The following is a 19,846-nucleotide window of genomic DNA, read 5'->3' on the forward strand; positions in this document are numbered from 1 at the left end:
AACCATTTTCGTGCCGTGGACTCTCGACGTCCGGGTTACCCACTGGTTAAGGTGCGCCGACGAACGATCGGATGGGGAGGGTGCTGTGGCCGGGACGGACGATGCCGTCGACGAGGACGCGCTCTATGTGCTGACCGCGGTGCTGCTGACGCCGGCGCAGTTCCCGAGCGTGCTCGGCGACGACTTCCCGGCGGCGTGCGCGGTGCTGGGGCTCGAGCCGTACGCCGAGGGGTACGGGCTCGTGCTCGGCCAGGACTGCGAGGGCGCCCGGTGGACGGTCGTGGTCGACGATGTGTCGCTCGTCGCGGTCGCGATCGCCTCCTGGGACTGCGGCATGGAGTACGACCTGTCGCCCGGCGAACGCACGGTGGTCGCCGCGCTGCCCGGCTGGCCGCTGGCTGTCGCGGTCGCCGCGCCGGGCGTGCCCGCGCCGCACGATCCGGCGCCCGAGGAAGGCGACCGGCCGCCACTGGCGCCGCCCGACACCGACTCCTGGGGGCCGGCGCAGCGGCGGCTCGGGGCGGACGAGATCGCGCTCCAGTGGGCGGAGTGGCGGCAACAGATCGGCGACGACGAAGCGTTCGGCAGACAGCACACCTCGGACGTGTCGGACACATCGGACACCTCGAAGACGTCTGACGCTCCCGCGACCGAGCCGAAGGAGACCCATGAGGGTGTGCGGCGGGCGCTGAAGGAAGCCCACGCCTATGTGGAATCGGCCCCGCCGGCCGGGCGGGTCCGCTCCAGCTTCGCCCCGGGCGGGGCGCGGACGCTGCGCGCCGACGGCCCTGGCTGGTCCATGGTCGCCAGGACCGACGACATCGCGTTCGTTCTGCTGGACGAGGAGCCGCGCGAGGTGCTGCCGGTGGGCCGCGGACCCCAGCTGCCGGGACTGCTGGAGTCGCTCGACAAGATCGCCGTACGCCCGGCCTGAGCCCCGGCGATCAGGATCAGGGATCAGCGATCAGCGAAGGAACGCGAGCCCCTTCCCCGTCTATGTGAGCGTCATACTCACAGCAGCTCGATCGAGCGGGCAGTCGATTTACTTGTCTACGGGGAGGACGCGGCGTGCCGGACAGTGCAGTGGAGCGACAGGACGGGCTGGTCGAATGCCGAGCGATCGGCAGGGTGGTCGGCGGCCGCAGCGCGGTGGAGGACGACGACTGGGGGCTGCAGAGCGCGGTGATCCGGCTCGACAGCGCGCAGTTCGGGCCCGAAGCGCTGTTCGGTCTCGAGGCGTTCTCACATCTGGAGGTCGTGTACCACTTCGACCGGGTCGCTCCGGGGAAGATCCAGACGGGCGCCCGTCATCCGCGGGGCAATACGGACTGGCCGCTGGTGGGGATCTTCGCGCAGCGCGGGAAGAACCGGCCCAACCGGCTGGGGGTTTCGCGCTGCCGGCTGGTGAAGGTCGACGGTCTGGAGGTCTCTGTGACGGGGCTGGACGCGGTGGACGGCACGCCGGTCCTCGATATCAAGCCGTATATGGCGGAGTTCGGCCCGATCGGCGAGACGATGCAGCCGCAGTGGTCGGTGGAGCTGATGCGCGACTACTACTGACAGGCCGCACGAGCTGATGGAGACAGCGCGCCGCCCGCGGATGTACCAGTCGATCGAGCTCTAGACCCGTTCGAGCGGCCGGTGCGGTCCGTCGGGCAGCTCGACGGCTATCGTGTCTCCGGGCTTGACCACTCCGCCCGCCCTGACGATGCTCATGATCCCGGCCTTGTGCACGATGTCACCCGCTTCGTCGCGGCCGACGACCTGCTTGAGCAGGCCGTCCTGGAAGGTGTCGATCTGCAGACACGGATTGCGCAGGCCGGTGACCTCCACAACCGCTTCCTCGCCGAGCCGCAGCACCGTGCCGGTGGGCAGCGCGAGAAGATCGATGCCGCTGGTGGTGATGTTCTCGCCGAGGTCACCGGGGCCGACCTCGAAACCGGCCGCCCGCACCTCCTCGAAGAGCTCCTGGTGGATGAGGTGGACCTGGCGCAGATTCGGCTGAGTGGGGTCCTGCGCGATCCGGAAGCGATGCTTGACCGTCACCCCCGCGTGGACGTCCCCCTCCACCCCCAGCCCGGCCAGCAACGTGATGCTGTCGCGGTTCGGCTTGGTGAAGGAGTACTCGCCGTTGCTGCTGACCTTCGTGACTTCTGCGCTCATCGAGCGAAGCCCCCCTCTTCCGTGCCGGTGATCGTTTCCGACCCTATACCGGCACGGTGAGGGAGCCTCGGGTCAGCGTCCGATCTCCTTGCGGGAGATACGGCGGAGCCTGCGGCGCTGGCTGGGGTCGAGCGTCAGATACGCCACCGCGGGCACACCCAGCACCACCAGCAGCGACAGCCAGAATCCGATCAACGGCCACAGGAGCAGGCCTACGGCCACTCCCCCTATCACGATCTTTGTACGTGTCGACATCTCGACGCCTCCTTCGCGGCCGTGGCCGCTCCTGCCGTGAGAACGCGCGCACACGCTCCACGGTTCCACTATGCGTCGGCGCGCAGCGGTTCGCCGACCTCATGCATGTGAGTCAGTGCCTGCCGGTACGAGTCGATGAGACCGGTCTCGGTGTACGCGACGCCGAGCGAGCGGCAGTGGGCGCGCACCAGCGGCTGGGCGAGCCGCAGGTGGGGGCGGGGCATGCTCGGGAAGAGGTGGTGCTCGATCTGGTAGTTCAGGCCGCCGAGGAACCAGTCCGTCACCGGCCCGCCACGGATGTTGCGGGAGGTGAGGACCTGGCGGCGCAGATGGCCCCAGCGCTGATCACTCTCCTCGTCGGGCATCTCCATCCCCTTGTGGTTCGGCGCGAAAGCCATGCCGAGATGGAGGCCGAGCAGCATCTGGTGGATGAGCGCGAAGACGACGGCGTGGCCCAGGGACATGGTGGTCAGCAGCAAGGTGACATACGCGGCGGCATGGGCGAGAAGCAGCAGGCCCTCGACGGCGCGCTCGCGGATGGTCTGGCGGGCGCCCGCCTCCTTGGACAGGACGGCCCGGAATCCGTAGACCTTGAGGGCGATGCCTTCGAGGGTGGTGAGCGGGAAGAACAGCCAGGCCTGGTGGCGGGTGAGCCGGCCTCGGAATCCGGCGCGGCCCTTGGCCTGCTTCTGCGTGAAAACCAGGATGTCGGCCGCGACATCCGGGTCCTTCTCGATGTGGTTGGGGTTGGCGTGGTGCCGGTTGTGCTTGTCGTTCCACCATTCCTGGCTCATGCCGAGGAGCAGATTGGCGTGGAGGAACTGGATGATCCGGCTCTTGCGGCGGTCGCCGGTGATCTGGGCGTGTCCGGCGTCATGGCCGAAGAAGGCGGTACGGGCGGACAGGACGCCCAGCAGCGGCGCGAGCAGCAGCACCCACCAGGAGCCACCGAGCAGGGCCATGCCGGCGATCACGGCGGTGAGGCCGAGGAGATTCACCGTGATGCCGCGGACGTACCAGCCGGTGCGGCGCTCCAGGAGAGCCTGCTCCTTGACGGTCCGCAGGAGCGGCGCGAATTCGCTCCCGGCGCTGCGACCCGCGCCGGCGCCGGAGGTGGACGGCGCGGATGCGGGGGCCACAAGGGTGGCGGTGGCCTCGGGCATGACGGTCTCCGGTCTGTTGGGCCGTGAGCTGGCTGCGCTCACTGTGCTGGCCTGAGAAAACGTACGGACCAGTGCCCCTTGACGACCATGGCGCCACCACCCGGACACAGTTGGGGCCAGCCTGTGGCGAGAGGTGGTGCTGGCTGCACCACGGCTCCGCATGTGTGAGCCAGGTCACCGTCTTGTCGCATCCGTCCCCGGCTCCGAGTGGAGTACTCTCGGCGGCTCCGGTCCGCAGTAGTCAAATTTGAGGAATGCGTCATCGCTGTGCACAGGCTCCCCGCGGCAACGCTCTCTCCGACCACCGAACCCGAAGAACCCGAACCCGAACGCGACCTCGACCTCGACCTCGACGAACTCATCCGCTGCTGTGCGGTCTTCGTGCCCGGGAACCCGGCCCGCGCCGGCCGCATCGCCTTCTGGCGTCCCGACGGCGACGGACTCCCGGCCGCGCCCGGTCCCGTCGAGCCGCTCACCGTGGTCGCGGACGACGCCCGCCCGCATGCCGTATCCGCGCTGCTGCTGCCCGTACGGGTCGCGCTGCCGGTCCTGACCAGGGCCCGCGCCTCGGCGAACGCCTCGCCGGCGACGGCCTTCTGGGGCGCGGCGACCATCCTCGCCCTCCAACTCGCCGCACGGGGGCTGCTGTTGCCGGGGCTCACCGCCACCGATCACGACGCCTGGCGGCTCGGGCCGCTGACGCCCCAGGACCTGGAGCGGGTCCGTACGCTCGCGGCCTCGATGCCGCCCGCCGCGCACTGCGTGCCGCTGGACGAGGCAGCCGATCCCCTGCTGCTGCCGGAGCCGGAGCGACTGCTGCGCGCGTTCCTCGACGCGGTCGCTGACGGTCTGCCGCGCACGCCGGCGGCCGCGATCGCGGCAGGCGGTCCGGCCTTCGCGGCGCACGAGCCGCAGCACCTCCCCGACCAGCGTGCCTGGGCGGCGGACGTCGCCGCGGGCCATGACGCGGGTGTACGGCTCTCCCTGCGCATCGAGCTGCCGGGTCTTGCGCAGGCGGACGCGGAGGGCGCGGGACCCGGCTTCCGTGCCGTCCTGCAGATGCACCGCGTCAGCGATCCGACGCTCGTCGCCGACGCCGCCGAGGTATGGGCCGGGGCAGCCCGCCCGGATGCGGCGTTCGGGCCGCGCGCCCGGATGGACGCCCTGCTCGCGCTGCGTCGCGCCGCCCGCGCCTGGACGCCGCTCACTCCCCTGCTCCATGCCGCCGTGCCGGACGCGATCGAGCTCGCCGACGAGGAGGTCACCGAACTGCTCGGCGAGGCGGCCACGGCGCTGGCGGCGACCGGCGTCCAGGTGCACTGGCCGAAGGAGATGGCGCGCAAGCTCACCGCACGCGCCGTGATCGGCCCGCCCGATGAGCCCGGACCGGGACAGGAGGACAGACCAGGACAGGAGGACGGAAAGGCTCCGCAGAAGGACGATTCCGGGCTGCCGTCCTTTCTGTCCGCGGACGCGCTACTTGCCTTCAACTGGTGGTTCGCGCTGGGCGATCAGCAGCTCACCCGGGCGGAACTGGACCGGCTCGCCGAAGCGAACCGCCCCGTCGTCCGCCTGCGCGACCAGTGGGTGCTCATCGATCCGGAGCAGGCCCGGCGCGCCCGCGAGAGCCAGGACCGCAAGCTGGCTCCGGTCGACGCGCTCGGCGCCGTACTGACCGGCACGACCGAGGTCGACGGCCGCCGCATCGACGTACAGGCGTCCGGATGGCTGGCGCGGCTGCGCGACCGGCTCGCCGATCCCGAGGGCGGACAGCAGGAGATCGGACAGCCCGCGGCGCTCGCCGCGACCCTGCGCGACTACCAGCTGCGCGGCCTCAACTGGCTGAACCGTATGACCTCGCTCGGCCTCGGCGGCTGTCTCGCCGACGACATGGGACTCGGCAAGACGATCACGCTCATCTCGCTGCATCTGCACCGGCAGACCGACACATCGGCAGCGGGCCCCACGCTCGTCGTCTGCCCGACGTCCCTGATGGGCAACTGGCAGCGCGAGATCGAGAGATTCGCGCCCGGCACACCCGTACGCCGCTTCCACGGCGCCTCGCGCGGTCTCGACGCCCTGGCGGACGGGGAGTTCGTGCTCACCACATACGGCACGATGCGGCTGGACGCCGAGAAACTCGGCCAGGTGTCCTGGGGCATGGTCGTCGCCGACGAGGCGCAGCATGTCAAGAATCCGTACTCCGCCACCGCCAGGCAACTGCGCACCATCGGTGCGAAGGCACGCGTCGCGCTCAGCGGCACGCCGGTGGAGAACAACCTGTCCGAGCTGTGGGCGATCCTCGACTGGACGACGCCTGGGCTGCTCGGGAAGCTCGGCACCTTCCGCACGCGCTATGCGCAGGCGGTGGAGGGCGGCAGCGATCCGGCCGCGGCCCGGCGACTGGCCGCGCTGGTACGGCCGTTCCTGCTGCGCCGGCGCAAGTCCGACCCGGGTATCGCGCCCGAGCTTCCACCCAAGACCGAGACCGACCGGGCCGTGTCACTGACCAAGGAACAGACCGGTCTGTACGAGGCGGTCGTACGGGAGACCCTCGCCGCGATCTCGGAGGCCGGTGGCATGGAACGGCGCGGTCTGGTGGTGAAGCTGCTCACCGCGCTCAAGCAGATCTGCAACCACCCGGCGCAGTATTTGAAGGAGCAGAGCCTCAAGGAGGCGCCGCCGCGGATCGCCGGCCGCTCCGGCAAGGTGGAGCTGTTGGACGAACTCCTCGACACCATCCTGGCCGAGGACGCGAGCGTGCTGGTTTTCACCCAGTACGTGCAGATGGCGCGGCTGCTCGAGCAGCATCTGGCGGCACGCGGCGTACGCACGCAGTTCCTGCACGGAGGCACGCCGATCGCCGAGCGCGAGGCGATGGTGAACCGCTTCCAGGACGGTGAAGTGCCCGTCTTCCTGCTGTCGTTGAAGGCAGCGGGCACCGGGCTGAACCTCACCCGGGCCGAACATGTCGTGCACTACGACCGCTGGTGGAACCCCGCCGTCGAGGCGCAGGCCACCGACCGTGCCCACCGCATCGGTCAGCACCGTCCCGTGCAGGTCCACCGGCTGATCGCGGAGGGCACCATCGAGGACCGGATCGCCGACATGCTGGCGCGCAAGCGGGAGTTGGCGGACGCGGTCCTCGGCTCCGGGGAGGCCGCCCTGACGGAACTGACCGACGCCGAGCTGGCGGATCTGGTGGAGCTGCGAGGGGGCGGCCGATGAGCGGCAGGGACGAGATGGAGCGCACGTTCGACGCGCTGCCGCCGGCGCACGGCCAGGGTTTCGCACAGACCTGGTGGGGCCGGGCGTGGCTCAAAGCACTGGAGGACACGGCGCTCGACGGCGCGCAGCTGAAGAAGGGCCGCAGGCACGCGCGTGAGGGTGCGGTCGGTGCGGTGTCGGTACGTCCCGGGCGGATCACCGCCGTCGTACGGGACCGGGACGGCACCGCGCAGCGCAGCGATGTGCTGCTGCAGGAGCTGAGCGAGGAGGAGTGGGACCGCTTCCTGAACATGGCGGTCGACCGGGCGGGGCATATCGCCGCGCTGCTCGACCGGGAGATGCCGCCGCATCTGGTGGAGGACGCGGCGGCCGCCGGCGTCGAACTGCTTCCCGGCATCGGCGACCTGGAGCCCGAGTGCAGCTGTGAGGCATGGGACCACTGCCCGCACACGGCGGCCCTCTGCTACCAGCTGGCGCGGCTCCTTGACCAGGATCCGTTCGTGCTGCTGCTGATGCGGGGGCGCGGGGAGCGTCGTCTCCTCGACGAGCTACAGATACGGAGTGTGGCGCGGGCGGCCGGGGCGGAGCCGGAGCAGGAGGCCGACCAGGCACGGGCGCCCGAGGGTGTGCGGGCCGACGAGGCATTCGCGGCGCGGGACATCCTGCCGCCGCTGCCGGCTCCTCCGCCGCTGCCCGACGAGCCCGGGCAGCCGCCCACGCTGGACACGGAGACCGCTCCGGCGTCCGGTATCGAGGCCTCGGCGCTGGAGTTCCTGGCCTCGGATGCGGCGGCGCGGGCGCACCGGCTGCTGTCGGAGGCTCTCTCACCCGGTCATGAACAGCAGCCGTTGAAAGTGGAGTTGACACTGGATCAGGACGCGGTACGACTGTCCGCCGCTGCGCCGGGACCGGCGGTCGCGGGACGTCTCGCCGCGGGCACCGACCGGCAGCGTGCCGAGCTGGACCTGGCCGTGCGCGCCTGGCGGTACGGCGGTGCGGCCGCCCTCTCGGTGCTCGAGGAGGAGTGGACGCCGGAGGCGGAGGTGCTGGCACGGGCGCGGACACAGCTCTCCGACGCCTGGGAGGAGGCGGAACGGCCGCAGTTGCGGGCGGGCGGCTCGGGCCGCTGGACGGTGGTGGGGGCGGAGGCGCAGTTGCGCGTGGGCCGTGACGGCCGCTGGTGGCCGTACCGCAAGGAGCGCGGCCGCTGGGCCCCGGCCGGTCCCGCGGACCACGATCCGGCGGCGGCGCTGGCGGAGGTGCTGGGCGAGACGGGCTGAACGAGCCGTGTCGCACGCGTGTTGACAGTGCGCCAGGCGGTGTTCATCCGGCCGTCTCATCGCGTTCGGGAGGAGCGCCCAGCCTGGCCACTGTCACATGATCTGTTGGCCAGGAGGCCCGATGTCCCCGCACGCGCGCCAGCAGCGCACCGTTCGCCGTTCCTTCGCCATGGGGCTGCCGATCGCTCTGCTCGCGGCGATCGCCGTGGCGGGCACCGCCACGGGCGTGCCGGGTCATGACGGCAGCGAGCAGCGGGCTCCGCGCGTGGTGGCGACAGCGACTCTCGGGGACATCCCGCTGGGGCGGTTCAGCAACGCACTGCTGCCCGGCACGGTCGCCGACGACCGCGGCGTCGACCTCGGCGGGATCGGCAGCGACCTCTACCCGGCAGGCCGCAAGGGCGAGTTCTGGACGGTGACCGACCGCGGGCCCAACGGCCAGATCAAGGTGGACGGCAAGAAGCGCCGCACCTTCCCCGTCCCCGGGTTCGATCCGGCGATCGTGAAGGTGCGGGTGTCCGGGGACCAGGTGCAGGTGATCACGGCGATCCCGGTCACCACGCCGTCCGGCAAGCCGGTCACCGGGCTGTCGAACCAGGCCTCGCGCGACGAGGCCCCGTACACGTACGACGCGAAGACCCCGCTCTCGTACGACCCCAATGGCCTCGACACCGAGGGCATCGTGCGTGCCGCGGACGGCAGCTTCTGGCTCGCCGACGAGTACGGCCCGTCCCTCGTGCATGTCTCCGCCCGCGGCAGGGTTCTGGCGCGGTACGTGCCCGAGGGGCTGAAGCTGATGGGCGCCGGCTATCCGGTCGTGGAGGCTCTGCCCGGCATTCTGCTCCGGCGCAAGACCAACCGCGGCTTCGAGGGACTGACCCAACTCCCGGGCGGGGACCTGGTGCTGGCGGTGCAGAGCCCGCTGTCCGTGCCGGACGCGCATGCGGGCGAAGCGGCGCGCAACGCGCGGCTGCTGCGATTCTCGCCGAGGAAGCGCGCGGTGACGGCGGAGTACGCCTACCGCTTCGACGCGGTGGACGTGGTCGACCCGAGCGAGGACGACACCTCGGAGCTCAAGATCTCCTCGGTGGTGGCGATCGGCCGCGACAGCCTCCTTGTGCAGGAGCGCACCGACAAGACGTCCCGGCTGCACCGGGTCACCCTGCCACGCGGAGGCGGCATCCTGGGCGGTGCGTGGGACAACTCGGCGACCTCCCCGTCGTACGAGCAGCTCGAGGACCCCTCGGCGGCGGGCGTGCCCGTGCTCCGCAAGCGCCTGGTCGTCGACTTCGGCAAGGTCGCGGGCGTGCCCGGCAAGGTCGAGGGCATCGCGCTGGTGGGCCGCGACACGCTCGCGCTCATCAACGACAACGATTTCGGGATGACCGACGGGCCCGAGGCCTTCGACGCGCGGGGGCGCCTGGTGGACAGTGGCATCGAGACGACGGTGACGTACGTCCGGCTGCCGCGGCCGCTGCGCGGCTGACCACCTGCCCGGCATCGACCATCAACTGCCGTTCATATCAACGGCGGTTGATGCGGCCATTCTCCGTCAACTGGGGCCACGGCCCGTACCTCGCGAGGTTACTTTCCACAGCAGTACGGCGATGGCGCCCGCGGCCGCCGTCGCCGCTTCCCTTCCTGGCGGGCGCTTGGACCTGGTGCAGTGGCCGGCCCGCGGCTACGGGCTGTCCCGGCCCGACGCGTACCAGCTGATCACACAGGCGGGCGAGGCTCCGGCCGCCCATGCCCGCGACACCAACTACCCCTGTGTCACCGAGATCCACAAAGAGTGGCTGCCGGCGGGAGATCCTCATGGCGGCCTCCACCGTCATCTGCGGGAGGTCGCCGCCTTACTGCCCCGCCATTGAAACCCCCCACCAGGAGAGTCCCGTGAACCGCAGAGGACTGCTCCGGGGCGCCGCCGCCGCGGCCGCCACCGGTGTACTGCTGCCCGCCGCCCGCGCACATGCCGCAGCCAGGGCCGACACCGACTATCCGCCGGCCCGCTGGGCACCGGCCTCGACCGCCAACTGCACAGCGTCCGACCGACCTTCGGAGTATCCCGTCGAGTATGTGGTCATCCATGTCACCCAGTTGGGTTTCACCGACACCCTCAGGGTCTTCCAGAACCCGGCGAAGCGGGTCTCCGCGCACTATGTGGTCCGCTCCGCGGACGGCTGTGTCGCGCAGTGTGTAGGGGAGAGCGACGTCGCCTGGCACGCCGGCAACTGGGACTACAACACCCGCAGCGTCGGCATCGAGCACGAGGGCTGGGTGGACCGGCCGAAGTACTTCACGCGAGCGATGTACGAGCAGTCGGCGGTGCTCACCGCCTCGGTCTGCGATCGCCACGGGATCCCCAAGGACCGGGCGCACATCATCGGCCACTGCGAGGTGCCGGGCGCCACGCACACCGATCCCGGTCCGCTGTGGGACTGGGCGCGCTACATCCAGCTGGTCAACTACGTCTGATGCGGGGACGCTTGTCGGTCCTCGCGGATGGGGTCACGATGGGCGCGGGAGGCCGAGTTGAGCGACGCATGGGTGGCCCTGGAGTCCGGCGCAGATCCGACGGAGCGGCTCGCCGCGCTCAGCCGGGCGTACGACGCGTATCTGACGGCGGGCCGGGTCGAGCGGCCGGTGCGTTCCGTGGTGGCCGAGTCCTGGCGGCGTTCGGCCCGCGCGCATGTCAGCCCGGAGGGTACGGCCGGAGTCGAGCTGGACGCCGACGATCTGGGGGCGTACCGCGAGAGCCATCCGCTGGCGCGGGTGATGCCGCTGGTCCGGGAGCTGATGGGCGCGTACGCGAGGGACGGCGAACATCTGGTCGCGGTCTGCGACGCGCAGGGCCGGCTGCTGTGGGTCGAAGGGCCTTCGGCCACCCGCCGGATGGCGGGCCGGATGAACTTCGTGCCGGGCGCCCGCTGGGCCGAGGCGGTCGCCGGGACGAACGCCCCGGGCACGTCGATCACGGTGGACCGGCCCGTCCAGGTCTTCGCCGCCGAGCACTTCCGACGGCCGGTGCAGGCCTGGACGTGTGCCGCGGCCCCCATCCACGACCCGGCCACCGGGCGGGTGCTGGGCGCGGTGGACATCACCGGCGGCGACCGGCTGGCGCATCCGCACAGTCTGGCGTTCGTCGGGGCCGTGGCGCGGGCCGCCGAGTCGCAGCTTGCGCTGCTTGCCCCGCCGCCCGCGGCCGACCGTATGCGGCTTTCGGCACTGGGACGGGACGAGGCACTGCTGGTGGCGGGCGGGCGCAAGGTGCGGCTGAGCCGCCGGCACAGCGAGATCCTGGTGGTGCTGGCCCGGCGCCCGGAAGGTATCGGCGGCGACGAGCTGCTGGTGGAGCTGTACGAGGACGAGTCGGTCACCCCGGTCACGCTGCGGGCCGAGCTCTCCCGGCTGCGCGGCCTGCTGGGTCCTGAGCTGCTGCGCTCGCGCCCGTACCGGCTGGCCGTGCCGGTCGACGCGGACTTCGGCACTGTGGCGCGCCGGCTGGCCTCGGGGGCGGTGACCGGGGCGCTGAGCGCCTACGCGGGTCCCCTCCTGCCCGCCTCGCAGGCTCCCGCGGTGGCACGGCTGCGGCGCCGTCTGGAGGACCAGCTGCGGGCGGCACTGATCGCCCGCGGCGATCCGGGGCTGCTGGCGGACTGGGCGTACAGCCCGTGGGGTGAGAATGACCTCGCGGTATGGCGGGCGCTTGCCTCCGTACTGCCGGTACGGCAGCGTCCGTCAGCGCTCGCGCGCGTACAAGAACTCGACGGCTGGCAGGGCTCCTGACCGTTGCCTCACGGCACAACCCGGCCGACTTTCGAACACACGGACAGTGACCATTCCGTTCCCCCCTTTCACCACCGGATGAAGGCTTCGACATTTCACCACCGGATGACGGCTCCCGCACTGCGATCACGGTCCGATCTCCTTAGTGTCATGTGGTGGAGCAGTGTCATGTGGTGGAGCGCCACAGGGCATGACCCGGCCGGGCCCCTGTCCGGCGCCCGTCCATCCGAACCGGAGGGAGCCCCCCATGCCGGAGCTGTTCATCGGCGGTAAGTGGACCACCGCGGTCGACGGGCAGGTTCGTGACATCCGCTGCCCCGCGGACGGCACCCTCGTCGCGACCGTCGACGAGGCGGGGCCGAAAGACGCCGCGGCGGCGATCGCCGCGGCCCGTGACGCCTTCGACCGCGGACCGTGGCCCGGCACTCCGGCCGCGGAGCGCGGCCGGCTGCTGCTGCGCGTCGCCGATCTCCTGCAACGCGACAAGGACGCACTCGCCCGCGCCGAATCCCTGGACACCGGGAAGCGGCTCGTGGAGAGCGAGTACGACATGGACGACATCACGAACTGCTTCCGCTACTTCGGCAATCTGACGGCCGCGGGCGGCACCGACCGGATTGTCGAGACCGGCAACCCCGAAGCGGACAGCAGAGTGGTGCACGAACCGGTCGGCGTGTGCGCACTGATCACTCCATGGAACTACCCGCTGCTGCAGACCTCCTGGAAGGTCGCCCCGGCGCTCGGCGCGGGCAACACCTTCGTGCTCAAGCCCAGCGAGCTGACCCCGCACACCGCCATCATCCTGATGCGGTTGCTGGCCGAGGCCGGGCTGCCGGACGGGGTCGCCAACCTGGTTCTGGGCGCGGGGCCCGCCGTGGGCGCGCCACTCAGTGAGGATCCGCGGGTCGACCTGGTGTCGTTCACCGGCGGTCTTGTCACCGGCCGCCGCATCATGGCGGCCGCCGCCCCCACCGTGAAGAAGATCGCGCTGGAACTGGGCGGCAAGAACCCGAACATCGTCTTCGCCGACGCCGACTTCGACGCGGCGGTCGACTACGCCCTGATGGCGGTTTTCCTGCACTCCGGCCAGGTCTGCTCGGCCGGGGCGCGACTGCTGGTCGAGGACGAGCTGCACGACAGGTTCGTCGACACGGTGGTCGCCAAGGCCCAGGAGATCCGGCTCGGTGGCCCGTTCGACGAGAACGCCCGCACCGGGCCGCTGATCTCCGCCGAGCACCGCAAGAAGGTCGAGGCGTATGTCGCGGCAGGACTGGCCGAGGGCGCGGTGCTGCGCTGCGGCGGGGCGCGGCCCAAGGATCCCGCGCTGCGGGACGGCTACTACTATCTGCCGACCGTGCTGGACGAGTGCGCGCCGGGCATGTCCGTGGTGCGCGAGGAGTCGTTCGGCCCGGTACTCACCGTCGAACGGTTCCGCGACGAGGAGGAGGCGGTCGCGCTCGCCAACGACACGGTCTACGGGCTGGCCGGAGCGGTCTGGTCGCAGGACGTCGACCGGTCGCACCGGGTGGCCTCGCGGTTGCGCGCCGGAACCGTATGGATCAACGACTTCCATCCGTATGTGCCCCAGGCGGAGTGGGGCGGTATGAAGCAGTCCGGTGTCGGCCGCGAACTGGGTCCGACGGGACTGGCCGAATACCGGGAGGCGAAGCACGTCTGGCGCAACCTCGCGCCGCGTCCGCAGAGGTGGTTCGAATGAGTACGGAGTCCGGCGGCGGGCCGGACCCTGTCGGCCCGGCCGGCGCCGCCAGGACGCAGAGCCAGCACGATGACGACGCGCTCGGCGAGCTCGGCTACCGCCCGGAGCTGAAGCGCACCCTCGGCAACTTCCACACCTTCGCCGCCGGGATCAGCTACATCTCCATCCTGACCGGCACCTTCCAGCTGTTCTACTTCGGTGTCGCCTTCGGCGGCCCCGCGTACTGGTGGTCCTGGCCGATGGTCTTCGTCGGCCAGCTGATGGTGGCCCTGTGCTTCTGCGAGCTCGCCGCCCGCTACCCGGTGGCCGGGTCCGTCTACAACTGGGCCAAGAGCATGGGCGGTCCGCACATCGGCTGGCTCGGTGGCTGGATGATGATGACGGCCACCATGGTGACGCTCTCCGCGGTGGTCCTCGCCTACCAGATCACACTGCCGCGCATCGACGACTGGTTCCAGTTCGTGGGTGACGGCAGCGGCAAGACCGACGCGGCCGCCAACGCCGTTCTCCTCGGCACGGTGCTCATCCTCTTCTCCACCCTGGTGAACGCCTTCGGCGTCAAACTCATGGCGACCATCAACTCGGCGGGCGTGTTCATCGAGCTGATCGCCGCCGTCGCCCTGATCATCCTTCTCGCGGCACACATCACCCGTGGCCCCAGCACCGTCCTGACCGAGACCTACGGACTCGGCAGCGGCCAGCCCCTCGGTTACTTCGGCGCGTTCCTGACCGCCTCGCTGGCCTCCGCGTATGTGATGTACGGCTTCGACACGGCGTCGTCGCTCGGCGAGGAGTCGCACGATCCGAGCCGCAACGCGCCCCGCGCCATCCTGCGGGCCCTCATCGCGTCCTTCATCATCGGCGGGCTGATCCTGCTCTTCGCCCTGATGGCCGTGCCGAACCTGTTCGCGAAGCAGCTCTCCACGGAAGGTCTGCAGTACGTCGTGCTGGTGACGCTCGGCTCCACGATCGGCGAGATCGTGCTGTGGTGCGTGGTCGTCGCGATCACGGTCTGCACACTTGCCGTGCAGGCCGCGGGCATCCGGCTGATGTTCGCGATGGCCCGGGACAACAACCTGCCGGCGGGTTCGATGCTCGCGCGGGTCAGCCCACGCTTCAAGACACCGGTGGTGCCCGCCGTGGTGATCGGTGTGGTGGGTGTTTTCATCCTGGTCATCAACATCAACCAGCCACAGATCTTCTCGGTGATCACCAGCATCGCCATCATCATGATCTACGTGGCCTATCTGCTGGTCACCACCCCGATGCTGATCCGGCGTCTGCGCGGCAAGTGGCAGCCCGTCGAAGGCAAGTTCTCACTCGGCAAGCTCGGGCTGCCCGTCAACATCCTCGCGGTGCTGTGGGGCGCGGCCATGTCGCTCAACCTCGCCTGGCCGCGCGCCGAGGTCTACAACGCGACCGGACCGCAGCACTGGTATCTGCGCTGGGGCGCGTTCCTCTTCGTCGGCGTGGTCGCCCTCGGCGGCTTCGCCTACTACTGGTTCGTCCAGCGGCACCGTACGGGCGTGCTCGCCGAGCACCGCGCCGTGCTCGCGGACGAACCGCCGACCGCCGCCAACTCCTGACTCCTGACTCCCCCGATCCTGGAGACTCCCTCGGTCCTTGTGTCCCACCGATCCTGGAGATGCGATGCCTGCAGACAGCCCCCTCCACGAGTTCGACTATGTGGTGGTCGGCGGCGGCACGGCCGGCGCTGTCATCGCCGCGCGACTGACCGAGGACCCGGACGTCAGCGTCTGTGTACTGGAGGCCGGTCCGTCGGACGTCGGCGACGACAGCATCCTCCGGCTCGACCGGTGGATGGCTCTGCTGGACTCCTGTTACGACTGGGACTACCCGGTGGAGCCGCAGGAGAACGGCAACAGCTTTCTGCGGCACGCCCGCGCCAAGGTGCTCGGTGGCTGCTCCTCGCACAACTCCTGCATCGCCTTCTGGGCGCCGGCCGAGGACCTCGACGAGTGGGGTTCGATGGGCTGTACGGGCTGGAGCGCCAAGGACTGCTTCCCGCTCTACCAGCGCCTGGAGACCAACGACGCACCCGGGGAGCACCACGGCCGCTCGGGCCCGGTCATCATCCGTACCGTCCCGCCGAACGACCCGTGCGGAACGGCACTGCTGGCCGCCTGCGCGGCTGCGGACATCCCCACGACCCCGTTCAACACCGGCGTCACGGTGATGCGCGGCGCACACTGGTTCCAGATCAACTGCCGTCCCGACGGCGTCCGTTCGTCCGCGTCGGTGTCATATCTGCACCCCGTCCTCGGTAAGCGGCCGAACCTGGAGGTGCGTACCGATGTGCAGGCCAAGCGGCTGGTGTTCAACGGGGATCGGCGCTGCACCGGCGTGGAGTATCTGGAGCCCGACACGATTCACAGCGGCGCCGTCACGGCGCGCCGCGAAGTGATCGTCTCCTGCGGGGCCATCGACTCGCCGAAGCTGCTGATGCTCTCGGGTATCGGACCGGCGGACCATCTGTGGGACTGCGGAGTTGACGTGCGGGTGGACTCGCCCGGCGTCGGCTCGCGTCTGCAGGACCATCCGGAGGGCGTGATCATGTGGGAGGCGAAGCAGCCCATGGTCACCTCCTCCACGCAGTGGTGGGAGATCGGCATCCTCGCGGACACCGAACCAGGCCTGGACCGCCCGGACCTGATGTTCCACTACGGTTCGGTGCCGTTCGACCTGAACACCTACCGGCGCGGATACCCGACGTCCGACAACGCCTTCTGTCTCACCCCGAACGTCACCCGGGCCCGGTCCATGGGTACGGTGCGGCTGCGCACCCGCGACTTCCGGGACAAGCCGAAGGTCGACCCGCGGTACTTCACGCACGAGCACGACATCCGGGTCATGACATACGGTCTGCGGCTCGCCCGTCAGATCGTCTCGAAGGCGCCGATGGCGGAGTGGGCGGGCACCGAGCTCGCTCCGGGCCCTGCGCTGCAGTCCGACGAGGAGCTGTTCAGCTATATCCGCGAGACGCACAACACCGTCTACCACCCGGCGGGGACTGTGCGGATGGGCGCGGCGGACGACGCCGACTCGCCGCTCGATCCGCAACTGCGGGTCAAGGGCGTCAGCGGGCTGCGGGTGGCCGACGCGTCCGTGATGCCGTTCCTGCCCACGGTCAATCCGTGCATCACCACGATGATGATCGGCGAGAAGTGCGCCGACATGATCAAGGCGACCTGACACCAGACTGACCCGTCGGTCCGAGCCCTCCGTCCGAACCCTGGGTCTGATCCTCGGTCCGGTCCTCGGTCCGGTCCTCGGTCCGGTCCTTCGGTCCGATCCGCAACCTGCTTGCAACGTACGGGCTCCTAGCCTCGCGGCGAGCGCCGTCCAAAGGCGGGCGGCACCCTCACCGGGAGGCCATGGAGATGACCCGATACGCAGCGCCGGGCAGCGACGGCGCGATCGTCTCGTACCAGTCCCGCTACGACCACTGGATCGGCGGCGAGTACGTCCCACCGGCCGGCGGCCAGTACTTCGAGAACCCGAGCCCGGTCAACGGCCGTCCCTTCACCGAGGTCGCCCGCGGCACCGCCGAGGACGTCGAACGCGCCCTCGACGCGGCGCACGCGGCAGCGCCCGGCTGGGGCCGCACCTCGGCGGGCGACCGCGCCACGATCCTGCTGCGGATCGCCGACCGGATGGAGTCCCATCTGGAGGAGCTGGCGGTCGCCGAGAGCTGGGAGAACGGCAAACCGGTACGGGAGACCCTGGCCGCGGACATCCCGCTCGCCATCGACCACTTCCGCTACTTCGCGGGGGCTCTGCGCGCCCAGGAGGGCTCGCTGAGCGAGGTCGACGACGACACCATCGCGTACCACTTCCATGAGCCGCTCGGCGTCGTGGGACAGATCATTCCGTGGAACTTCCCGATCCTGATGGCGACCTGGAAGTTGGCGCCCGCGCTGGCGGCGGGCAACGCGGTGGTACTGAAGCCGGCCGAGCAGACCCCGGCCTCCATCCACTTCTGGCTGAGCCTGGTCGCCGATCTACTGCCGCCGGGCGTCCTCAATATCGTCAACGGCTTCGGCGTGGAAGCCGGCAAGCCGCTCGCCTCCAGCCCGCGCGTCGCGAAGATCGCGTTCACCGGCGAGACCACGACGGGGCGGCTGATCATGCAGTACGCCTCCGAGAACATCAAGCCGGTCACGCTGGAACTCGGCGGCAAGTCGCCGAACATCTTCTTCGACGACGTATGGGCGGCGGACGACGACTTCCGCGACAAGGCGCTCGAGGGCTTCACCATGTTCGCCCTCAACCAGGGCGAGGTGTGCACGTGTCCGTCGCGTGCGCTGATCCAGCGCGGGCACTACAGCGAATTCCTGGAGGCGGGCATCGCCCGCACCGAGAAGATCGTGCCCGGCCACCCGCTGGACACCGACACGATGATCGGCGCTCAGGCCTCCAACGACCAGCTCCAGAAGATCCTTTCGTATCTGGACATCGGTCAGCAGGAAGGCGCGAAGATCCTGACGGGTGGTCAACGCATCGAGTACGACGGCGAGTTGGCGGGCGGTTACTACGTGCAGCCGACGATCTTCGAGGGTGACAACCGTATGCGGGTCTTCCAGGAGGAGATCTTCGGCCCGGTTGTCGCTGTCACGTCCTTCTCGGACTTCGACGACGCGATCAAAACGGCGAACGACACGCTGTACGGGCTCGGCGCGGGGGTGTGGACCCGGGACATCAACACCGCCTACCGGGCGGGGCGCGCCATCCAGGCGGGCCGGGTCTGGACGAACTGCTACCACGCCTATCCGGCGCACGCGGCGTTCGGCGGCTACAAGCAGTCGGGGATCGGCCGCGAGAACCACAGGATGATGCTGGACCACTACCAGCAGACGAAGAACCTTCTCGTGTCGTACTCCCCGAAGAAGCTGGGGTTCTTCTAGACACCGAGGAAGGGCGCCTGAACAGGTGTTTTACCTGTCAGGCGCCCTTCGTGGCGCGCATCTGAGCCGTGGGACGAAATGCGAAGTAACTCCCGATGTCCCCCACCGCTATGCCACCTCTGACCAGCTGTTCCGGGGCATTTCCCGGCCAAGGCCCGGCTCATCTGTCCTGCGCGCTGCCGTCCTGCCCCTCTCACCGCCGCATCGACTCCTCTATCAAGTTGTTGGCATGGTTCCGTGCCTCGGCCAGGAACTTGGCGTAGTAGCGGAAGAGGACCTGGATGCTCTGTCCGGCCCGGCGCGCACACTCCGCGGGGTCGACACCCGAGGCAAGTCAGAACGAGATTCCTGCGTGGCGCAGGTCGTAAGGACGTTTCGTCCCCAGCAGCTGCGCGCGGCGTGCGAGGCCGCCTCCACCTGATCGGGGGGCGGGTCCACGGCCCGTATGCCATGGGGCAGCCGGGAACGGACGGAGATCCGGCCGCGTCCGGGGCGTCGTCACATGCGCGATTTCGGGCGGGATGAGTCCGCCCGCAGGAACGGCAGGGTGAGGTCCACGAACGCCTGCGGGTCCGCCTCGTGGATCAGATGCCCCACGGGTACCACGGAGAGCCGGCCGCGAGGAATACGGGAGGCCAGCTCGGCCACCCCGTCCTGCGCCACGTGGCTCTGCGGCCCGCCGGCCACGACGAGGGTCTCGGCGGTGACCTCGTCGAGCCAGCCGAGCCACGCCGGATCAGGAGTATCGATCTGCGCTTTGACGGCCACGACCATCTCCCAGTCGAAATTCAGCTCGCCCTCCGGCCGGGTCAGAGAGGTGCGCTCCCGGGGCCGGGGCAGCGGAACGTCCTCCAGTACGAGCCGGTCCACGCGCTGCGGATGCTCCTGGGCGAGCAAGTAGGCGACTATCCCGCCCATGGAGTGGCCGATCAGATCCACCGTCGCCAGTCCGAGCGCGTCCAGGGAGCCGAGGACGTCGTCCCGCATGAGCTCCAGCGAGTAGGCCCCCGGCCAGTCGCTCCGGCCGTGTCCTCGGAGGTTGAGGGCATGGACCCGCCAGTCGCGGGCGAAGGCGGGCGTCACGGTGTCCCAGTCCGTTGAATCCTTGCCGAGCGCGTGCAGCAGGACCAGCGGCCGAGCCTCCGGCGGACCGGAGACCTGACAGGCCAGCCGGATCCCTCCGACGTGCAGGGTGTGGTGATCGACCATGTCCGCACGCTATCCAGGGATCGCCCGGAGAGAAACGGCGTTCACTGACGGCCGAACCACCGCGGGGGGCGGTTCGGCCGTCGGACGACGGCGCCTGATGGTGCGTCAGCGACCGGTCCG

Annotated in this window: 16 protein-coding genes; 12 read left to right on the forward strand and 4 right to left on the reverse strand. The window is 70.1% G+C overall.

Features of this window, described 5'->3' with window-relative positions; all coding sequences use genetic code 11:
* Positions 1–85: 85 nt before the first annotated feature.
* Together ACFWDI_RS11870 and ACFWDI_RS11875 are read left to right on the forward strand one after the other, a co-directional pair.
* The gene (locus ACFWDI_RS11870) at positions 86–934 is read left to right on the forward strand and encodes a hypothetical protein (RefSeq protein WP_385303171.1); all 849 of its coding nucleotides are present in this window, start codon (positions 86–88) and stop codon (positions 932–934) included.
* 134 nt (positions 935–1,068) lie between these two features.
* Entirely contained in the window at positions 1,069–1,560 is a 492-nt protein-coding gene (locus tag ACFWDI_RS11875) for an SAM-dependent methyltransferase (protein WP_385303172.1), read from the forward strand.
* 60 nt (positions 1,561–1,620) lie between these two features.
* Here ACFWDI_RS11875 and ACFWDI_RS11880 read toward each other — a convergent pair whose 3' ends face one another.
* From ACFWDI_RS11880 to ACFWDI_RS11890, 3 genes are all read right to left on the reverse strand, one after another.
* Entirely contained in the window at positions 1,621–2,163 is a 543-nt protein-coding gene (locus ACFWDI_RS11880) for an MOSC domain-containing protein (RefSeq protein ID WP_385303174.1), read from the reverse strand.
* A gap of 72 nt (positions 2,164–2,235) precedes the next feature.
* A complete protein-coding gene (locus ACFWDI_RS11885; protein WP_108154099.1) occupies positions 2,236–2,418 on the reverse strand; it encodes a hypothetical protein in 183 nt (60 codons plus the stop codon).
* 68 nt (positions 2,419–2,486) lie between these two features.
* Positions 2,487–3,581: a fatty acid desaturase family protein gene (locus ACFWDI_RS11890; protein ID WP_385303176.1), complete on the reverse strand. Its 1,095-nt coding sequence runs from the start codon at positions 3,579–3,581 to the stop codon at positions 2,487–2,489.
* 267 nt (positions 3,582–3,848) lie between these two features.
* On the opposite strand from ACFWDI_RS11890, the gene ACFWDI_RS11895 reads away from it, so the two are divergent.
* The 10 genes from ACFWDI_RS11895 (at position 3,849) to ACFWDI_RS11940 (ending at position 18,517) form a co-directional block, all read left to right on the forward strand.
* On the forward strand, positions 3,849–6,809 hold the full coding sequence (locus ACFWDI_RS11895; protein ID WP_385303178.1) for a DEAD/DEAH box helicase: 2,961 nt from the start codon (positions 3,849–3,851) through the stop codon (positions 6,807–6,809).
* Positions 6,806–8,089, forward strand: a complete 1,284-nt coding sequence (locus ACFWDI_RS11900; RefSeq protein WP_385303180.1) for an SWF or SNF family helicase — start codon at positions 6,806–6,808, stop codon at positions 8,087–8,089. The genes ACFWDI_RS11895 and ACFWDI_RS11900 overlap by 4 nt, the downstream gene beginning before the upstream one ends.
* A 121-nt stretch (positions 8,090–8,210) precedes the next feature.
* Complete coding sequence (locus ACFWDI_RS11905) at positions 8,211–9,575, forward strand: esterase-like activity of phytase family protein (protein ID WP_385303183.1); 1,365 nt, start codon at positions 8,211–8,213, stop codon at positions 9,573–9,575.
* Between the two features lie 121 nt (positions 9,576–9,696).
* Positions 9,697–9,960, forward strand: a complete 264-nt coding sequence (locus tag ACFWDI_RS11910; protein WP_385303185.1) for a hypothetical protein — start codon at positions 9,697–9,699, stop codon at positions 9,958–9,960.
* A 22-nt stretch (positions 9,961–9,982) separates the two neighbouring features.
* Positions 9,983–10,564, forward strand: coding sequence for an N-acetylmuramoyl-L-alanine amidase (locus tag ACFWDI_RS11915; protein ID WP_385303186.1), 582 nt, complete (start codon positions 9,983–9,985; stop codon positions 10,562–10,564).
* Between the two features lie 57 nt (positions 10,565–10,621).
* Entirely contained in the window at positions 10,622–11,875 is a 1,254-nt protein-coding gene (locus tag ACFWDI_RS11920; protein WP_385303188.1) for a GAF domain-containing protein, read from the forward strand.
* Positions 11,876–12,122: 247 nt separating this feature from the next.
* Positions 12,123–13,592, forward strand: a complete 1,470-nt coding sequence (locus ACFWDI_RS11925; protein ID WP_385303190.1) for an aldehyde dehydrogenase family protein — start codon at positions 12,123–12,125, stop codon at positions 13,590–13,592.
* Positions 13,589–15,178 carry an APC family permease gene (locus ACFWDI_RS11930; RefSeq protein WP_385303191.1) on the forward strand — a complete coding sequence of 530 codons (1,590 nt, stop codon included), beginning with the start codon at positions 13,589–13,591 and terminating at the stop codon, positions 15,176–15,178. The genes ACFWDI_RS11925 and ACFWDI_RS11930 overlap by 4 nt, the downstream gene beginning before the upstream one ends.
* Before the next feature lie 64 nt (positions 15,179–15,242).
* The gene (locus tag ACFWDI_RS11935) at positions 15,243–16,805 is read left to right on the forward strand and encodes a GMC family oxidoreductase (protein ID WP_385303192.1); all 1,563 of its coding nucleotides are present in this window, start codon (positions 15,243–15,245) and stop codon (positions 16,803–16,805) included.
* Between the two features lie 188 nt (positions 16,806–16,993).
* Positions 16,994–18,517, forward strand: coding sequence for an aldehyde dehydrogenase family protein (locus tag ACFWDI_RS11940; RefSeq protein ID WP_385303279.1), 1,524 nt, complete (start codon positions 16,994–16,996; stop codon positions 18,515–18,517).
* Between the two features lie 498 nt (positions 18,518–19,015).
* Here the strand turns inward: ACFWDI_RS11940 and ACFWDI_RS11945 are convergent, their stop codons facing one another.
* Positions 19,016–19,726 carry an alpha/beta fold hydrolase gene (locus ACFWDI_RS11945; protein ID WP_385303194.1) on the reverse strand — a complete coding sequence of 237 codons (711 nt, stop codon included), beginning with the start codon at positions 19,724–19,726 and terminating at the stop codon, positions 19,016–19,018.
* Positions 19,727–19,846: the final 120 nt, after the last annotated feature.

The organism is Streptomyces sp. NPDC060064 (genome assembly GCF_042736455.1).
Lineage (GTDB): Bacteria > Actinomycetota > Actinomycetes > Streptomycetales > Streptomycetaceae > Streptomyces.